This window comes from Anaeromyxobacter sp. Red801 (assembly GCF_049201065.2).
Classification (GTDB): domain Bacteria; phylum Myxococcota; class Myxococcia; order Myxococcales; family Anaeromyxobacteraceae; genus Anaeromyxobacter.
Window position 1 is genome coordinate 1,594,620 of the sequence record NZ_CM181236.1, and the last position, 17,116, is coordinate 1,611,735.

Annotated in this window: 18 protein-coding genes and 1 tRNA gene; 9 read left to right on the forward strand and 10 right to left on the reverse strand. The window is 74.6% G+C overall.

The annotated features are described in order from the left end of the window. Nucleotides 1-651 carry a ribosome biogenesis GTP-binding protein YihA/YsxC gene (gene yihA, locus ACOQFB_RS07200; RefSeq protein ID WP_059436321.1) on the forward strand — a complete coding sequence of 217 codons (651 nt, stop codon included), beginning with the start codon at nt 1-3 and terminating at the stop codon, nt 649-651. Between the two features lie 3 nt (nt 652-654). Here yihA and ACOQFB_RS07205 read toward each other — a convergent pair whose 3' ends face one another. The 4 genes from ACOQFB_RS07205 to greB all read right to left on the reverse strand — a co-directional run bounded on the left by ACOQFB_RS07205 (nt 655) and on the right by greB (nt 2,956). Next, entirely contained in the window at nt 655-945 is a 291-nt protein-coding gene (locus ACOQFB_RS07205; RefSeq protein ID WP_059436322.1) for a YtxH domain-containing protein, read from the reverse strand. A 110-nt stretch (nt 946-1,055) separates the two neighbouring features. Continuing rightward, nucleotides 1,056-1,841, reverse strand: coding sequence for an endonuclease/exonuclease/phosphatase family protein (locus ACOQFB_RS07210; protein ID WP_421609705.1), 786 nt, complete (start codon nt 1,839-1,841; stop codon nt 1,056-1,058). 117 nt (nt 1,842-1,958) lie between these two features. Beyond that, entirely contained in the window at nt 1,959-2,468 is a 510-nt protein-coding gene (locus ACOQFB_RS07215; RefSeq protein ID WP_011421730.1) for a hypothetical protein, read from the reverse strand. Next, nucleotides 2,465-2,956: a transcription elongation factor GreB gene (gene greB, locus ACOQFB_RS07220; RefSeq protein ID WP_059436324.1), complete on the reverse strand. Its 492-nt coding sequence runs from the start codon at nt 2,954-2,956 to the stop codon at nt 2,465-2,467. The genes ACOQFB_RS07215 and greB overlap by 4 nt, the downstream gene beginning before the upstream one ends. Nucleotides 2,957-3,049: 93 nt before the next feature. Between greB and metF the strand changes: the two genes are divergently transcribed. Further along, entirely contained in the window at nt 3,050-3,952 is a 903-nt protein-coding gene (metF, locus tag ACOQFB_RS07225) for a methylenetetrahydrofolate reductase [NAD(P)H] (protein ID WP_059436325.1), read from the forward strand. Nucleotides 3,953-3,967: 15 nt separating this feature from the next. On the opposite strand, the gene ACOQFB_RS07230 is transcribed toward metF, so the two are convergent. Next, entirely contained in the window at nt 3,968-4,372 is a 405-nt protein-coding gene (locus tag ACOQFB_RS07230) for a universal stress protein (protein WP_059436362.1), read from the reverse strand. A gap of 141 nt (nt 4,373-4,513) precedes the next feature. Here ACOQFB_RS07230 and ACOQFB_RS07235 point away from each other — a divergent pair, with 141 nt between their 5' ends. From ACOQFB_RS07235 to ACOQFB_RS07250, 4 genes are all read left to right on the forward strand, one after another. Then, the gene (locus ACOQFB_RS07235; protein ID WP_059436326.1) at nt 4,514-5,140 is read left to right on the forward strand and encodes a DUF2845 domain-containing protein; all 627 of its coding nucleotides are present in this window, start codon (nt 4,514-4,516) and stop codon (nt 5,138-5,140) included. Between the two features lie 78 nt (nt 5,141-5,218). Beyond that, the gene (locus tag ACOQFB_RS07240; protein WP_421609704.1) at nt 5,219-5,626 is read left to right on the forward strand and encodes a low affinity iron permease family protein; all 408 of its coding nucleotides are present in this window, start codon (nt 5,219-5,221) and stop codon (nt 5,624-5,626) included. Nucleotides 5,627-5,697: 71 nt separating this feature from the next. Further along, nucleotides 5,698-6,498 carry a helix-turn-helix transcriptional regulator gene (locus tag ACOQFB_RS07245; RefSeq protein ID WP_421609703.1) on the forward strand — a complete coding sequence of 267 codons (801 nt, stop codon included), beginning with the start codon at nt 5,698-5,700 and terminating at the stop codon, nt 6,496-6,498. 44 nt (nt 6,499-6,542) lie between these two features. Beyond that, nucleotides 6,543-7,760 (forward strand): hypothetical protein, encoded by a 1,218-nt coding sequence (locus ACOQFB_RS07250; RefSeq protein ID WP_421609702.1) that lies wholly within the window; start codon nt 6,543-6,545, stop codon nt 7,758-7,760. Nucleotides 7,761-7,784: 24 nt separating this feature from the next. Here the strand turns inward: ACOQFB_RS07250 and ACOQFB_RS07255 are convergent, their stop codons facing one another. Further along, complete coding sequence (locus tag ACOQFB_RS07255) at nt 7,785-11,075, reverse strand: PKD domain-containing protein (RefSeq protein WP_421609701.1); 3,291 nt, start codon at nt 11,073-11,075, stop codon at nt 7,785-7,787. A gap of 558 nt (nt 11,076-11,633) precedes the next feature. Continuing rightward, nucleotides 11,634-12,260, reverse strand: coding sequence for a hypothetical protein (locus ACOQFB_RS07260; protein ID WP_421609700.1), 627 nt, complete (start codon nt 12,258-12,260; stop codon nt 11,634-11,636). 270 nt (nt 12,261-12,530) lie between these two features. Between ACOQFB_RS07260 and ACOQFB_RS07265 the strand changes: the two genes are divergently transcribed. The 3 genes from ACOQFB_RS07265 to ACOQFB_RS07275 all read left to right on the forward strand — a co-directional run bounded on the left by ACOQFB_RS07265 (nt 12,531) and on the right by ACOQFB_RS07275 (nt 14,767). Then, nucleotides 12,531-13,289, forward strand: coding sequence for an SDR family NAD(P)-dependent oxidoreductase (locus ACOQFB_RS07265; protein ID WP_421609699.1), 759 nt, complete (start codon nt 12,531-12,533; stop codon nt 13,287-13,289). Nucleotides 13,290-13,682: 393 nt separating this feature from the next. Next, nucleotides 13,683-14,315 carry a hypothetical protein gene (locus ACOQFB_RS07270; RefSeq protein WP_494492519.1) on the forward strand — a complete coding sequence of 211 codons (633 nt, stop codon included), beginning with the start codon at nt 13,683-13,685 and terminating at the stop codon, nt 14,313-14,315. 14 nt (nt 14,316-14,329) lie between these two features. After that, nucleotides 14,330-14,767, forward strand: coding sequence for a DUF4019 domain-containing protein (locus tag ACOQFB_RS07275; protein WP_421609763.1), 438 nt, complete (start codon nt 14,330-14,332; stop codon nt 14,765-14,767). A 362-nt stretch (nt 14,768-15,129) separates the two neighbouring features. Here the strand turns inward: ACOQFB_RS07275 and ACOQFB_RS07280 are convergent. The 3 genes from ACOQFB_RS07280 to cysK form a co-directional block, all read right to left on the reverse strand. Next, nucleotides 15,130-15,202: transfer RNA gene (locus ACOQFB_RS07280), tRNA-Glu, on the reverse strand. A gap of 78 nt (nt 15,203-15,280) precedes the next feature. Continuing rightward, a complete protein-coding gene (locus tag ACOQFB_RS07285) occupies nt 15,281-15,988 on the reverse strand; it encodes a sterol desaturase family protein (RefSeq protein ID WP_421609697.1) in 708 nt (235 codons plus the stop codon). 172 nt (nt 15,989-16,160) lie between these two features. Continuing rightward, a complete protein-coding gene (gene cysK / locus ACOQFB_RS07290; RefSeq protein ID WP_421609696.1) occupies nt 16,161-17,096 on the reverse strand; it encodes a cysteine synthase A in 936 nt (311 codons plus the stop codon). Between the last annotated feature and the right edge of the window lie 20 nt (nt 17,097-17,116).

Consider the following 17,116-nt stretch of genomic DNA (forward strand, 5'->3'; position numbering starts at 1 on the left):
GTGCCGATCCAGGTCGTCTCCGCCGACTTCGACAAGACCGCCACCCGCCCCGAGGAGTGGCCGCGCGGCGCCACGCCCGAGATCGCGTTCGTGGGCCGCTCCAACGTGGGGAAGTCGTCGATGCTGAACGCGCTCGCCCGCCGCAAGGGGCTGGCGCGCGTCTCGTCCACGCCCGGCCGCACCCGGGCGCTCCAGTTCTTCGACCTCTCGTACCGGCCCACGCCGAAGGCGCGCCCGCGCCCGATCCGCTTCTGCGACCTGCCTGGCTACGGCTACGCCAAGGTCTCGCGGGCCGAGCGCGACCGCTGGACCGCCATGATCGAGGACTACCTGCGCGACCGCGACGTGCTGCGCGCGGTGGTGCTCATCGTGGACGCGCGCCACCCGCCCTCCGAGAGCGACGAGGACGCCGCCGCGTTCCTCGTGTCGGCGGGGCGGCGCCTGGTGGTGGCGGCGACCAAGATGGACAAGCTGCCCAAGGCGCGCCGGGTGCTCGCGCTCCAGCAGGTGGAGCGCGCGCTCGGGCTGGCCCGCGGCGACGCGGTGCCGTTCTCCGCGGTGGAGGGCACCGGCACCGACGCGCTCTGGGCACGGCTCGCCGCGCTCGCCGCCGAGGAGGCGCGGACGGCCGAGGCGGAGCCGCCGGCGTAGCCGTCAGTGCTGCGGCGACGGCATCGCCGTCTCGGCGCCCATGGCCTGGTAGTCGGGCCCCTGCGCCGGCTTGCCGGCCCGCTGCCGCCACGCGTCCGTCATCATCGCGCGCAGGTCCTCGCCGCGGCGGGGCGCGAACATCATGCCCAGCCCCGCGCCCACCAGCACGCCGACCGAGAACAGGCCGAGGCCGGTGAAGAAGTCGCCGGCCGGGCTGCGCTCCTCGAGCCCCATGCGCTTCAAGAGCAGCTCGCGGTCGAGCATCCCCTTCATCGCCTTCCAGGACATCGCCATGTCGTATCCCTCCCGCCCGCTCCCGGGCCCGCGTCACAGCCTGCGCATCGGGCGGGGCGCGATCGAGGCCCCTCCGCCGTCCACGCGGGCGCGCGCGGCCGGCGGCGGGATCACCCGGTGCGCGTCCGGACGCCGGGCGCCTCGACCGGCCGCGGGGCGGGCGGCCGGCGCGCCGCCTCGGTGAGCTCCAGGTCCACGACGAGCGGCAGGTGGTCCGAGGCGCGCCGGGCGAGGGGCGTCCGGACCACCTCGCACGCCAGGACGCGCAGCGCGGCGTCCACGTAGGCGCGGTCGAGGCGGAGGAGCGGCCAGGCGGAGGGGAACGTGGCGGCGGGCCGGCCGGCCGCGACCGCGCAGTCGGTGAGCGTGCGGCGCAGCCAGCGCGGCACGGCCGAGCGGTCCGAGGGCGAGTTGAAGTCCCCCACCAGCACGAGCGGGTGGGCGAGCGCCGCGTCGCGCAGGATGTCCGCCGACAGCAGGGCGGCGGCCTGGCGGCGCCGCTCGCGCCAGTGCAGGCCGAGGTGGGCGGCGAACACGTGGACGCGCATCGGGCCCAGGTCCAGGTCCGCGCGCAGGCAGCCGCGGGGCTCGCGGCCCGGCACCGAGAGGTCGTAGGTGCGCGTCGCGTCGATGGGGTGGCGGGAGAGGATGGCGTTGCCGTACGCGAAGCCGCGCGCGTGCCGGAGCGTCGGGCCGAACGCGCCGTGCAGGCCGGTGAGCCGCGCGAGCGCCTCGGCCGCGTGCGCGTCCGCGCCGGGGAGCCTCGCGCCCACCTCCTGCAGCCCGGCCACGTCCGCGCCGATCTCCTCGAGCACGCGGGCGATGCGCTCGGGATCGGCGCGCCGGTCCACGCCGCGCAGGCCGTGCACGTTCCAGGTCACCACGCGGAAGCGCACCCCGGCCCGCCCTCCCTCCGCGCGGCGGCCGGCCCGGCGCCCGGGCACGCCGGCCGCGCGCCACGGGCGCAAGATGGGGAGGGCGCGACGGCGGCGCACCCGCGGACGGCGGGGCGCTCAGCCGCGCTTGCGCGCCTCGAGCTCGTTCAGCACGGCCTCGAGGCGCCGCTCCTCGCGCGACACGTCGAACCCCGCCGCGCGCGCGCCGTCCACCACCGCCAGGCAGAACAGGAACAGCGAGACGTGCGTCGCGCTCGGGCGCTCGTCCGGGTGGTCGAGCAGGAAGTGGGTGAGCCGGCCCTCGGCCTGCGCCAGGTCCCGGAAGCAGACCGCCCGCGGGAGGCCCTCCAGCGGCCCGGTCCCGGTGGTGCACGGCGGGAAGACCACGCCCTGCTCCGCCATCGCGACCTCGCTGCCGTCGTCGCGCCCGAGCGCCAGGTACGGCCGCCCGGTCTCGGCGTCCGAGCGCTCCTCCAGGCGCGCCACGCGCATCCAGTCGAGGTGCAGCGCCTTGCCCGAGTAGACGTCGAGCAGGGTGGCGCCGTCGTACATCACGCTGCCGGGGTGCTCGCGGGCGAAGCGCTCGACGCGCGCGCGCTGCGCCGCCCGATCCGTCTCGATCGTCATCCGTCCTCCGGGGCCGACCAGGAGACCTCCACCACGGTCAATTCCACCATGCCGGCGGGCCGGTGCACCACCACCATGTCGCCCTCGCGCTTCCCGAGCAGCGCCCGGCCGAGCGGCGCGTCCACGCTGATGAGCCCCGCGGAGACGTCGAACTCGTCCGGCCCGACCAGCCGGTACCGCCGCTCCTGCCCGTCCTCGTGCTCCACGGTCACCCAGGCGCCGAAGAAGGCCCGGCCGTCCGGGTGGGCCCGCGGCTCGACGACGGACAGCGAGTCCATCTTCTCCGAGAGGAAGCGCAGCCGGCGGTCCAGCTCGCGCAGCTTCTTCTTGCCGTAGATGTACTCGGCGTTCTCGCTGCGGTCGCCCAGCGCGGCGGCGGCCTCGACCTCGGCCACGATGCGCGGCCGCTGCTCGGTCCAGATGCGGGCGTGCTCGGCGGCGAGGCGCCGGAAGCCTTCGGGGGTGATGTAGCGGGGCGTCCTGGACATGGCGGTGCGACGAACGATCCCCGCGGAGCGGCGCCGCTGTCAACCGCAGGAAGCTGGCGCCGCGCCGCCGGGCCGGGCTACTCTCGCGAGCCTGTGCGGATCACCGACCTCCTGCGCTTCGCCCGAGAGCGGGGCGAGCCCATCTTCTCCTTCGAGTTCTTCCCGCCCAAGACCGACGACGGGGTGCGCGGCCTGTTCGAGACCGTCGAGGCGCTGCGCCCGCTCGGCCCCGCCTACGTGTCGGTGACCTACGGCGCCGGCGGGTCCACCCGCGCGAAGACCATCGACCTGGTGAAGCGGCTGAAGCGCGACGCCGAGGTCGAGGCGATGGCCCACGTCACGTGCGTGGGCGCGTCGCGCGACGAGATCGCGGCGGTGCTGGACGAGGTGGCGGACGCCGGGATCCAGAACGTGCTCGCGCTGCGCGGCGATCCGCCGCGGGGGCAGAGCGCGTTCGTCCCGCACCCGGACGGCTTCACGCACGCGAGCGAGCTGGTCGCGTTCATCCGGTCGCGGCCGGAGCGCTGGCGCTTCTGCGTGGGCGCCGCCGCGTACCCGGAGGGCCACGTCGAGACCCGCGACCTGGCGCAGGACCTCCGGAACCTGAAGCTCAAGGTGGAGGCCGGCACCGACTTCCTGGTGACGCAGCTGTTCTTCGAGAACGCGCACTACTTCCGCTTCGTCGAGCGCGCGCGCGCCGCGGGGGTCGAGGTGCCGGTGGTGCCCGGGATCATGCCGTTCACCAACGTCGAGCAGGTGGAGCGCTTCACCGCGATGTGCGGCGCCGCCATCCCGCCGCCGCTCCGCGCGGCGATGGAGGTCCGGCGCGCCGACGCCGACGCCGCCCGCGAGCTGGGCGTGGCCTACGCGACGCTGCAGTGCGCCGACCTGCTCCGCCGGGGCGCGCCCGGGATCCACTTCTACACGCTGAACCGCTCGCCCTCGACCCGCGCCATCGTGGCGGCGCTCCGCGCCAGCGAGCCCTGGCGCGGCTGAGCCGGCCCCGCGTCCTCAGTGCAGCGTGCCGGTCCACTGGTCGTGGACCACCATCACCGGGCAGCGCGCCCGCCGCACCGTGCTCTCCGCCACCGAGCCCACCAGCGCGTGGCTCCGCCCGGTGCGGCCGTGCGTGCCCATCACCACCAGGTCCACGCCGTGGGCGTCGGCCCAGTCCGCGATGGCGGTCTCCGGGTCGCCGCCGGTCTCCTCGGCGGAGACCCGCTTGACCCCGGCCGCCTCGGCCGCGGCCCGCCACTCGGCGAGCCGCTCCGCGGCCGGCTCGCCCTCCTGGACGTGCAGCAGCATGAGCGACGCGTCGAGGCGCCGGCACACGTCGCTCGCGACGCGCAGCGCGGCGCGCGAGGCGTCGGACAGGTCCACCGGGCAGCACACGGTCTTCCAGGGGATCTCGGTCATGCCGGCCTCCGGCGGAAGGATGCGGTCGCGCGGGCGCGGCGCGCAGCAGGGCAGCGGCCGGGCCCGCGCACGCCTGCCGCGCACCCCCGGCGTTCACCCGCCGTGGTACCGTGTGCCCCTCGGTTCTCCCGGAGGCCCTGCATGCACGCCCGGTCGCTCGTGATCCTGCTGCTCGCGCTGCTCGCGCCGGCCGCCCGCGCCGGCGAGTCGTCCCTGCGCTGCGACGGCGGCACCGTCGAGCTCGGAGCCTCGAGGCTGGACCTGCTCGCGAGGTGCGGCGAGCCGGCGCTGCGCGACGCGCACGAGATCCAGCGCAGCGTGCTCGTGATCGCCGGCCGGGCGTCCCAGGACTCGATCGTCCTCGTCGAGCAGTGGACCTACAACCACGGCCCGCAGCGCTTCATGGACCTCGTCACGGTGGAGGGCGGCAAGGTGGTGGCGATCGAGCGCGGGGGGTACGGGTACGCGCCCGAGCGCGTGGCCGCGGTGCGGTCGCCCGGGCGCGCGAGCTGCGATCCGTCGGCGGTGCGGATCGGCGAGAGCAAGCTCGACCTGCTGGTCCGCTGCGGGGAGCCGATCGCGAAGGACGTGGCCATCGAGCCGCGCGCGCTGCCGCCCGGCGTCCCGGGCGGCGCGCCGGGCGAGGCGCGCGTGCCGGTGGAGCTGTGGACGTTCGACTTCGGGCCGCAGCGCTTCACGCTGATCGCCCGGCTGGAGGCCGGCAAGGTGGTCGCGGTGGAGCGGGGCGGCTACGGGACCGCACCCTAGGCCGCCGGACGGCCTCGCGGGCGGCCGCCGCGCGCGGCGCCGGGAGCCGCTCGCCCGTCCGGTGCTCACATTGCGGGCGTGAAGGACGCGTTCCAGCGCCTGGCCTTCTTCATCTCCGACGTGGTCGGGACGCACCGGGCGTTCCTGGTGGCGCTCGGGGCGGTGGTCGTCTGGGCCGCCACCGGGCCGCTGTTCGGCTTCAGCGACAGCTGGCAGCTGGTGGTGAACACCGGCACGACGGTGGTGACGTTCCTCATGGTGTTCCTCATCCAGGCGACGCAGAACCGCGAGACCCGCGCCCTGCACCTGAAGATCGACGAGCTGATCCGCGCGCAGCGGCGGGCCCGGAACATCTTCGCCGACCTGGAGCACGCCACGGAGCAGGAGCTGACCGAGCTCGAGGCCGAGTTCCGGAAGGTGCGGGCCCGGGCCACCGCGCGCGAGCAGGCCAAGCAGGCCGGCGGCGCCGCGGGATCCCCCCACTGAGCGCGACGCCGAGCGCGACGCGGCCCTTCGGTGCGCGTGCGCCCGGCGGCCTCGCGCCGTATGGATCCCGGGTGGCGTACCTGGGCGACATCGTCCGCCGGCGGCGCGCGGGCCGCTTCGAGGTGAGCGAGGCGCTGTTCGCGGGCGGCGAGGCGCTCCCCGCCCACCGCCACGAGCGCGCCTACGTGTCCTGCCTGCTCTCCGGCACGTACCGGGAGCGGACCGCGGCCGGCGAGCGGGAGTGCGCGCTCGCGACCGTGATCTGGCACCCGCCGGGCGAGGCGCACGAGGACCGGTTCTCGCCCTCCGGCGGACACCTGCTCAACCTGGAGCTGCCGCCCGGCCTGCTCGAGGAGGCCGGGGTGCGGCCCGCGCCCGGTGCCGCCGCCCGGATGGCGCGGGGCGGGGTGCCGTACGCGGCCGCGCTGGGGCTGTTCCGGGCGCTGTCCGGGGCAGGTCCGGCGGCCGAGGACGCGGCGCTGCAGCTCGCGGCGCTCGCGCCGGCCGCGGAGGAGGCGGGGCGGCCCGGCTGGCTCCGGCACGCCGTGGAGCTCCTGCACGACCGGTCCGACGAGCCGCTCGGCCTCGCCGACGTGGCGCGCGCGGCGGGCGTCCACCCCGTGCACGTGGCGCGGACCTTCCGGCGCGTGCTGGGGTGCACGGTGGGCGAGTTCCTGGCCGGCGTCCGGCTGCGCCGCGCCTTCGACCTGCTCGCCGAGCCCGGGCGGACGGTCACCGAGGCCGCCGCCGCGTGCGGGTTCGCGGATCACCCGCACCTGGCGCGCCGCTTCCGGGAGGCGACCGGCCTGACGCCCAGCCAGTACCGCGCCGCGCGGATGGGGCGTGCGCGGCCTCCGGCGCGCCCAGGTTAATCCGGTACAAGCCCGGGCCGCCTCCGGCCTGCTATCCGGCGGGCATGAACCCACGCCGGCCCCCCGTCCTGCTCGTCTTCGCCCTCGCGCTCGCCGCCGCCGCGCCCGCCGTGGCGCGCGCGCTTCCCGCCCAGGCTGCGCCGTCGCCCCGCGCCACCGAGTGGGAGGTCTCCGCCGCGCCCGCCTACGACGCGCTCTGCCTCGTCGGCGTGCTGGGCGGCGACCCGTTCTACGTGCGGTACTTCGAGGAGACGTACCGCCGCTTCGACGCGAGGTTCACCGCCGCCGAGCGCGACGCGTTCCGCGCCGTGAAGCGGATCCTGAAGGACGAGACCGCGGGCATCGTCTCGGCGCGCCTCGGCCTCGTGTTCTCGGCCGCCGAGGCGGGCGGGCTGGGCGCGGCGCCGGCGCGCGCGCGCGGGTCCATCGCGTGGCTGCTCCGGGTGGCGCGCGATCCGGTGCGGGCGCGGGCCGCCCTCGCGCGCACGCCGTACTGGAGCGAGGAGGGGTGGGCCGCCTACGCGCGCGCCCGGCCGCACCTCGTCCGCGCGCTCCAGGCGCTCGGCCGCGCCGGGTTCGAGGACTTCTGGGAGCGGCAGGCGCGACCCCGGATCGAGCGGCGCATCGCCGAGCTGGCCCCGTTCCTCCGGGCCCACGACGTCGTCCCCGCCGTGGAGGCGCGGCTCGGGAAGCCGCTGCCCTCGCGCCGCATCACCGTCCACGTGCTCGCGTTCGCGCGGCCGCACGGGATCCGCATCGTGGGGACCCGCTTCCTCGCCGACGTGACCTTCGCCTCCGACGTGATGGTGCGCAACGCCATCCACGAGATGATGCACCCGCCGTACGACGCCTCCCGCCCCGAGCTCGCGCAGGCGGTGGCGGCGCTCGGCGCCGATCCGCTCGTCCGCGCGCGCGTGGAGCACCACGACCGGTCGTTCGGCTACAACACCGTCGAGGGCTACGTCGAGGAGGACGTGGTGGAGGCCATGGAGGCCGTCATCGCGGACCAGCTCGGCGTCGGGCGGGCCGACCAGGCCGGCTACTGGCGCACGCACGACGACGGCATGCACGTGCTCGCCGCCGCGCTCTACGTCGAGCTCCGGCGCGCCGAGGCGGCCGCGGGCGGCCCGGTGGTGGTCCCCGCGTTCCTGGTGGACGCGGTGCGGCGCGGCGACCTGACCGGCGAGCAGCTCGCGCGCACCGTCGAGGCGTTCCTGGGGCCCGGCGCGCTGGCCGGGGCGGCGGCGCCGGCGGGGCGGTGACCCCCGCCGGCGGCCGGGCCACCGCTACCGGGACTCGTACGCGCCGAGGTCGTACCCGGCGCCGCGCGGGCGGGCCGACAGCTGATAGTCGAGCCCGGCGTCGCGGAGGGCCGCGCCCGCGTCCACGGCGGGCGAGCCGGTGGCCAGCGAGAAGTCGCCCGCGGCGGCGTTCGTGAACCCCGGCGACGAGGTCGCGAGGTTGTGGTCGGCCGCCCAGCCCGCGCCGCCCGCGCCCTGGATCAGCGACACGGTGGAGAGCGTGGCCGCGCCGTACAGGTTGTTGCGGACGCGCAGGTTCGTGACGCTCGAGTCCGTCTGCAGCAGCCCCGAGCCGCCCGAGCCGGCGGTGCCGTCGTACACGGTGTTGTTGTAGATGCGGACGTCGTCGGGCGCCGGGACGCCGGTGTTCCGCTGCGTCCAGAGCACCGCCACCGCCGACGAGGCGGCCGTGTCGTCGAACACGTTGTTCCGCACCATGGCGTGGCTCGCCTCGCTCTCGATGTCCGCGACCAGCGACGCCGAGCCGGCGAAGCGGTTCCGCTCGAGCACCACGTGCGAGACCGGGTCGCTCTCGGAGAGCGCCGAGCTCTGCGAGCCCATCGAGACGGTCCACTGCGAGGTGCCGCTCGCCTGGAAGAAGTTGTCGGTGATGGAGACCCAGCGCGTCTCCGGGCGGCCGTCGTTGATCTCGGGCCCGTGCAGCTTCAGGGCGTGGCGCTGCCCGCCCGGCCGCAGCAAGGCGTTGTTCGAGATGACGCCCTTGTGCGCCTGCCACACGCGGCAGACGTGGGTCTGGACGGGGTCGCTCACGGTGTTGCCGAGCAGGGCGATCCTCCGGCCGCCCACGTACATGCCGTAGCCGCCGTTTCCGGGCGACTCGCTGTCCACGACGAACATGCCGTCGTGGGGCGTCGCGTAGATCGGGGTCCAGTCACCCCAGCCGATCCCCACGTACCAGTTGGACGCGCGCAGGCGCAGCACGAGCAGGTTCACGCCCTGGTGCGAGACGTCGGGGCCGACCGGTCCGGTTCCGGTCGAGAGGCTCGGCCCGCGCATGTCGAGATCCATGATGCGCCAGTCGGCGCCGGTGCCCCGCGGGCTGAACACGTTCACGTCCCCGAGCTCCGCCACCGTGAAGATCGGCCGGTTCCCGGTGCCGTACGCGCCGATGATGCCGGGGCCAGGCTTGGTGATGGCGTAGGCGGCGGAGACGGGGAAGGTGTCGCCGCGGCGGAACAGCACCCGCACCGGCCCGGAGGTCGCGAGCGCGACCGACATGGCGCGGCCCACGGTGCGGAGCGGCGTCGCCTCCGAGGTGCCCGCGGCGGCGTCGTTGCCGTTCGCGGCGACGTAGTATGTGGTCCCGGAGAACGCCGTCACGGTGATGGTCTGGACGTACGTGCGCGCGGTCCCGGCGGTGTCCGTCTGCGTGAGGGAGACGGTGTACGTCCCGGGCGTCTCGTAGACGTGCGCGGCGGTGTAGCCGCTGGCCACGTTCTTCGGCTCGCCGGTCGTGCTCCAGGTCCCGGAGCCGGGATCGCCGAAGCTCCAGGTGTACTGGGTGCCCTCGAGGTCGGAGGGCTGGTACACGCCGCTGTTCCAGGTGAACGGGGCGGCGGTGCCGGAGGGGCTGGTGTTCACGGCGTCGAAGAAGACGGCCAGCGGCGCCACGCCCGAGGTCCGGTGCGCGGTGGTCATGGGCGAGCCGGTCGCGGTGCCGCCGGTCCCGCCGGTGCTGGTCGTGACCGTGTAGGCGGCGGACGAGACGGGGCTGGGCGAGTACCCGGTGCCGGCGCAGATCGCGCTGAGCGTGCCGGAGGCGCTGAACGTCGCGGTGGCGCTCTGGGTCGAGGAGGTCGTCGGCGTGCTCCCGTCGGTGGTGCGGTAGGGGAGGGTGCCGGCGGTCGGGCAGGTGATCGTGGCCGTGACGCTGCTGGCGTACGTGCCGGCGGCCGGGCTGATGGACGGCTGCGCGGCCGCGGGCGCAGGCGGCGGCGGCGACGTGGGGGTGGCGGCGGCGGGCACGACCTCGACGGCGATCATGTTCCAGTCGGCGGTGGAGGGGGCGGAGGTGCCGATGCGGAAGGAACCGGCCGCAGTGGTGGCGGCGCGCTCGACCCAGTAGTCGTTGAGGGCGGGGTCGGAGCGCTCGTCGAGGAGGGTGGGGGTGGTGGTGGCGGAGAGGGTGCGGCGGGTGGTGTTGTTCCAGTCCTCGCCGACGGCGAGGATCCAGGATCCCGCGGCGGTGGCGTTCACTGTCAGCGAGGCGGCCGAGCCGGAACCGGAGCCGGCGGTCACGGCGCCGAGGGTCTGGCTGGCGCCGGCGATGGCGACGACGGAGATGTAGGCCTGGTTGCCGCCGGTCTGGGTGACGGTGGTGGTGACGCCGGAGAGCGCGGCGGAGGGGGTGCCGCGGAACACGGCGACGGCGCCGTTGCGCGAGTTGGCGATGGAGCCGACGCGGGTCCAGGCGAGGGTGCCGCCGGAGACGGTGCGGTTGGAGATGGAGAAGCCGGCGTTGCCGGCGGGCGCGTCGGAGGCGACGAAGGCGAGGACGACGTCGGTGGCGGCGACGGCGTAGCTCGGGGTGGTGGCACTGCCGGTGCCGTTGGTCTCGGTCGCGACCGGGAAGCCGGCCTTCACCCCGGTGGACGTGGGCGGCGGCGGGGTCGGAGTCGCGGTGGCGGACGCAGGGAGGACCTCGACGGCGATCATGTTCCAGTCGGCGGTGGAGGGGGCGGAGGTGCCGATGCGGAAGGAACCGGCCGCAGTGGTGGCGGCGCGCTCGACCCAGTAGTCGTTGAGGGCGGGGTCGGAGCGCTCGTCGAGGAGGGTGGGGGTGGTGGTGGCGGAGAGGGTGCGGCGGGTGGTGTTGTTCCAGTCCTCGCCGACGGCGAGGATCCAGGATCCCGCGGCGGTGGCGTTCACTGTCAGCGAGGCGGCCGAGCCGGAACCGGAGCCGGCGGTCACGGCGCCGAGGGTCTGGCTGGCGCCGGCGATGGCGACGACGGAGATGTAGGCCTGGTTGCCGCCGGTCTCGGTGACGGTGGTGGTGACGCCGGAGAGCGCGGCGGAGGGGGTGCCGCGGAAGACGGCGACGGCACCGTTGCGGGTGTTGGCGACGGAGCCGACGCGGGTCCAGGCGAGGGTGCCGCCGGAGACGGTGCGGTTGGAGATGGAGAAGCCGGCGTTGCCGGCGGGCGCGTCGGAGGCGACGAAGGCGAGGACGACGTCGGTGGCGGCGACGGCGTAGCTCGGGGTGGTGGCACTGCCGGTACCGTTGGTCTCGGTCGCGACCGGGAAGCCGGGCTGCACCGTCAGAGAGGCGGCTGTCGCCGCTGCCGGTGCGGCCGGTAGGCCGTCACCGAGCGTGTCCACCGTGTCGGTCGGTCCGCCACATCCAGTGGCGATCAGCAGAACCGCCGCGAGCCCACACCATCCGTGTCGCATGTTCACCTCCGCGATATCGCGTCCCATGTTCGCGGGACACCCTTGCATGGCGTCGGTGTGGCCCATCAAGCGACGGCGTGGGTAAGTGTGTCGTAATGTGCCGTGTCGACTGACGTTTCGCGGACCCAACGTCCGTCTCTGCGCACCATGGGTGCGGGGCGGGTGGGCCTCACCGGGGCGCCGCAGACCGGTGCGATCAGGAGGCCTGGAGGTGGAAGGACCCGGTCTTGTCGACCCCGGGTGAGGCCGGCGAGAGCTGTGGTGCCCGTCCCGAGGAGGTCGATGGAGGCGCGGTACGGTCCCGCCGGTACCGGACCGGCTTCCTCCGGCCGGCACCGCCGGAACGAGGCGCCCCTGGCCACGCTGCAGCCCGTGGCGGACGAGGTGCTCGGCCGGATGCCGCAGTTGCGGAGCGGTCGTCGACTAGTGCGCCGTGCGCGGACCCGCGCCGTCCTTCACGCGCGTGTCCACGGCGACCCAGTTCACCTCCCAGGTCTTGCCGCCGTCCACGGAGAAGGCCTGCTCGAACCGGCACGAGTCGGCGGTGACGTCCGACACCACGAACCGGACCAGGACGGCCCGGCCGTCCATCGTCTCCATCGAGTAGAACTCGCCGCGCCCGTCCTTGAACTCGCCCACCGTCGGCGGCCCGAGCGTCCCGCCGCGGACGCTCGCGACGTTCAGGCTCCACTGGCGCGACGCGGGGTTGTACAGCCGCAGGCTGAGGAGCTCGAGCCGGCCGGCCGGCCCGGTGGCGTCCAGCTCGACCAGGTTGGCGCGGCCGCCCCACACCTTCCGGACGACGGTGGTGCCCTCGTACTCGAGCCAGGTGGTCGAGCCGGTGAGCGGGGCCTTCAGGCGCTTGAGCCGGGTCTTCCACGTCCCGATCTCGAAGTCGAAGTCGTGCGAGCCATCCCGCTCCGCCGTGGGCGCGCGCGCGGCGGCGGCTGGCGCGGCGCGACCGGTCTCGGCGAGCGCAGGGAGGGAGCATGCGAGCGCCGCAGCTGCGAACGCGATCAGTCGAGCCCGTGCAGGCGTGAGCGGGTGCATCGTCTCTCCCTCCGGGTCGTCCAGGTCTCCCGCTTCGTGCGAGGGCCGGCGAGCGCCGGAACGGAGCGACCGGATAACCCCGCCGCAGCGCCTGCGCACGGCGAACTTCACGAGACGTGCGGGGTCGCGTGCCGCAGGCTCCCGCGTTCCGGATCCACGGGGTGGGCATGCTCCGTGAAGGGGCGCCTCGCGATCGATCCGTCGACAGGCGGGGGCGCCGCGGCTACGAGAGCACGCGCCGGGGCTGGACGGGCCCGCGGGAGGTGGTGCGTGCTCCTCGACGGAAAGAACGCGGTGGTCTACGGCGCGGCGGGGGCGATCGGCGGGGCGGTATCGCGCGCGTTCGCGCGCGCGGGCGCCAGCGTGTTCCTGGCCGGGCGCACGCCCGCCACGCTCGAGGCGGTGGCCGACGACATCCGGTCTGCGGGCGGCCGGGCGCAGGTCGCCCCGGTGGACGCGCAGGACCGGGATGCGGTCGAGGCACACGCGGACGAGGTGGTCGCCCGGGCCGGGAGCCTGGACGTGTCGTTCAACGCGACCTCGTTCTGCGCGCTGCAGAACGTCGCGCTGGTGGACATCCGGCTGCAGGACTTCCTCGCGCCCGTCGTCGAGGCGGCGCGCACGCACTTCATCACCGCGACCGCCGCCGCGCGCCGCATGACGCGGCAGGGCTCCGGCGTCATCATCCTGCTCTCGTCGTCGGCGGCGAAGGAGACGCGCCACCAGATGGGCGGGTTCAACCTTGCCTGCGCCGGCATCGAGGCGCTCACCCGCAGCCTCGCCGGCGAGGTCGGGCGCCACGGCGTCCGCGTGGTCGGCCTGCGTCCCAACTTCACGCCCGAGACCCGGCCCGGACTCTCCGAGTCGGCGCTCCCGTTCCTCGTGAAGGACACGCTGCTCGGTCGGTTGCCGCACCTCTCCGAGGTGGCCGACACCGCCGTCTACCTCGCGTCGCCCGCGGCCGGCGCCATGGCCGGCGCCATGGCCGGCGCCGTGGTCGACCTGAGCTGCGGCGCCATCGTCGACTGAAACGTCATCCAGCGGGCCCTGTCCTCCCGTTTCGGTGTGCAGCGGGCCCTGTCCTTCCGTCTCGGTGTCCAGCGGGCCCTGTCCTGGAGGGGGCCGCGGGGTCGGCGCTCCGGGCATTCGCGGCGGTGCTCGCTCCGCAAGGCCCGGGACGTGGATGGATGGCCGGAACCGGGGCCGCGGGACCGTGGAAGCCGACGCACCGGACGGGCCAGCCGCTGGTGCGGTGCCGGCGCCGGCTGCGACGGTCCCCTCGCAGCGGCTGTCCACGGCGGTGCAGGTCCAGGATCCTGGGGACGTGCCGAGGGCTTGCTGCGCTGCGCTCCGGCGCGAACGCCCGGATCGCCTCCGTGGCGGCCTGACGTGGAGGGGAGGCGTGGAGGGAAGGCCTTCCTCTTGAACACCGGCTTCGAGGCTTGGCCCATGAGCACGACGCGCGTGCCGGTGGCCGGGCCGCCCGGCCCTCGCCAGAGGACGGCGCCGCCGAGTCATAGTACTCTGCGTGACGTGCGTTCTCGACCCCGGTGCGGCCGCGTCGCCGCGGTCTGCCTCGTCGCCGTCCTCGGATGCCGGGCACCGAGGGCGGGACTGCCGGACTCATCCAGTACGGCCGGGGAGCTGGCGCGCGCGAAGCTGCTCACCCACGTCGTCGCGTCGGTCGAGCCGATGCCGCAGCGCGCGGGCATGCGCGACGGGGCGACGTCCGTCGTGGTCTCGCCTTCCGGCGACCGGACGACGGTCGTGATCATGAGGTTCGACCCGACCGCTGGTGACGTCGACGAGCTGTTCGCAGGCTTTCAGGCCAGTGCTCGCACGCGCGTCAAGGCGACGCGGCACGGGACCCTGAACCTGAAGCCGAGCGCGACGACGGTCGAGTTCGGGGACATCGCGGACCCCGTCTTCTCCGAGACGCCCGTCTTCCTCTGGGTGCGCACGCACCGAGACGTGGCGCTCATGCTGTGGGCACGCTCGGAACGAGCGGGCGTGGCCGTGCTGGGCGAGTACGCCATGGCGTGGGGACGGCTCTAGAGGAGGTGCCCGTGATGCGAACCATCGGTATCGGAGCGGTCCTCGCGCTCGTGACCTTCGCGGCCGTTCCCGAGCGAACGGCGGCCGGTCCGGGACAAGGCGTGGACGTGGCCGGCGCGAAGCAGGGCGCGTCGGCTGCGGGCACCGCGTGGCTCGCCCTCATGGACGGCGAGAGGTATGCCGAGAGCTGGGCGGAGGCTTCGACGCTGTTCCGGCAGCAGGTCGGCCGGGACCAATGGGTGGAGATGGCGAGGTCGGCACGCGCCGCCGTGGGCGCCCTCCGCGGCCGCACCTTCGAATCGGCCACCTACGTGGACGGCAACGCCGCGCCCACCGTCGTCCTGCTCTGGAAGGGCCGGTTCGATGCCGTGCCCGAGGCCGTCGAGCAGGTCACGATGATGATGGACGGCGGCAGGTGGCGAGTCGCCGGGTACTTCGTGCGGCCCGGCTAGCGCGGGCATCGAGCCCGGCACCAAGCACGAACGCCCGGTCCAGGGTCGGGCCGGGCGTTCCGCAAAATCCTGTGACCCCACGGGGATTCGAACCCCGGTTACAGCCTTGAACCGTGCCGTGGTCCCTGGGCGTTCAGGAGATGGGCGAAGCCCATCGTCTTCGCGTGCGAAGCGCGCGGAGAGGCCCAGGGACCGGCGGTGACCTTCAGCGAAGCAGTGACCCCACGGGGATTCGAACCCCGGTTACAGCCTTGAACCGTGCCGTGGTCCCTGGGCGTTCAGGAGATGGGCGAAGCCCATCGTCTTCGCGTGCGAAGCGCGCGGAGAGGCCCAGGGACCGGCGGTGACCTTCAGCGAAGCAGTGACCCCACGGGGATTCGAACCCCGGTTACAGCCTTGAAAGGGCCGTGTCCTGGGCCTCTAGACGATGGGGTCGCGCGGTCTAGTACCCGACCCTTGGGCTCGTGTAAAGGGGCGCGTTTCCCGGACGGGGAGGGCGGGAACTGCGCGCGATCAAGGCGCGCGGCCGGCCGCGCCGGTGGGCTGCGCGGCGGGGCGGGAGCCGGGCGCGGGCGCCTGGTAGAGCGTGCCCCGGACCCAGTCCCAGAGCGGCACGGTCACGTTGAAGTTCCACCGGTTCATGAGGTGCGGCGCGTGGTGGAGCTGGTGGTGCCGCCGCAGCGTCCGGACGAGCGCGGTCCGCGCCAGCCAGCGGTCCTGGGGCAGGTGGTAGGCGAGGTGCAGCCACTCGTACGAGAGCACGTAGAGCACCACGCTCGCGACCCACAGGGCGGCCAGGTTGGGCTGGCGGAGCCAGAGGAAGGCGACCGTGAGCGGCGAGGTGACGGCGAGGATGGCGAGCACGCCGTAGGCCGGAAGCAGCACCAGCTTCAGCTCCCGCCAGTCGCGCATCGCCATGTCCTCGGCGACGTACACCGCGTGGTGCTGCGGCGTGTGGCGCACGTAGAACACCTCGGCGAACCGCAGGCGGCGGTGCAGCATCCCGCGGTGGGCCGTCCACTCGACGGCGTTGCCGAACACGAGGAACGCCGGCACGGCGGCGAGCTGCCACGCGGCGAGACCCTGGATGCGCGAGAGCGCGAACGCGGCGATGGCGAGGCCGGCCACCGCGGGGAAGAGCAGGTGCCCCCAGGGCGAGTACCACCGCGGGATCCGGGAGAGCAGCTCGGCGCGGAACTCCGAACGGGAAGCCTGGGTCATGGTCCGCGTCTCCGGTCGCCGGCCGTTCCGGCGGGGCCGCGGAAAGGTAGGGGCGTGGAGGGGCCGGCCGCAACTGAACGCTGGCGCCCCGCACGGAGCGAAACGTGGTCGCGAGGCCTCATGACGCGGTGCGGCGGCGCCTCCGGGGAGATCGCGGCCGCGCCCACCGACCCTACGCCGCCGGCGCCTCCTCGAAGAGCCAGGTCGTCAGGTACCGCTCGCCGGTGTCGGGCAGGACCACCACGATGAGCTTGCCCGCGTTCTCGGGCCGCCTCGCCACCTCGCGCGCCGCCCAGGCCGCGCCGCCGCAGGAGATGCCGGACAGGATGCCCTCCTCCCGCGTGAGCCGGCGGCCGAAGTCGCCGGCGTCGGCGTTCTGGACCGTGATCACCTCGTCGATGAGCGAGGTGTCGAGCACCTTCGGCACGAAGCCCGGTCCCCAGCCCTGGATCTTGTGCGGCCCCGGCTTGCCGCCCGAGAGCACCGGCGAGTCGGCCGGCTCGGCGGCCACGATGCGGATGGACGGCTTGCGCGCCTTCAGCACCTGGCCGACGCCGGTGAGCGTCCCCCCGGTGCCGGTCCCGGCGACCACGATGTCCACCTTGCCGTCGGTGTCGCGCCAGATCTCCTCCGCGGTGGTGCGGCGGTGGATCTCGGGGTTGGCCGGGTTCTCGAACTGCTGGAGGATGAGGTACCGGGGGTCCTCGGCCGCGAGCGCCTGCGCCTTCGCGATGGCGCCCTTCATGCCCTCGGCGCCGGGCGTGAGCACCAGCTTCGCGCCGAACGCGGCCAGCAGCTTGCGCCGCTCCACGCTCATGGTGTCGGGCATGGTGAGGACGAGCTTGTAGCCCTTCGCCGCCGCGGCGAACGCGAGCCCGATGCCGGTGTTGCCGCTGGTCGGCTCGAGCAGGATGGTGTCCGGCGCGATCTTCCCGTCGCGCTCGGCCGCCTCGATCATCGCCACGCCGATGCGGTCCTTCACGCTGGAGGCGGGGTTGAAGCTCTCCAGCTTGGCCACCACCGTCGCCCGGGCGCCGTCGATGATCCGGTTGAGCCGCACCAGCGGCGTGTTTCCGATGAGCTTCGTGACGTCGTCCGCGATCCGCATGCGCCCTCGCTCCCGCCGGT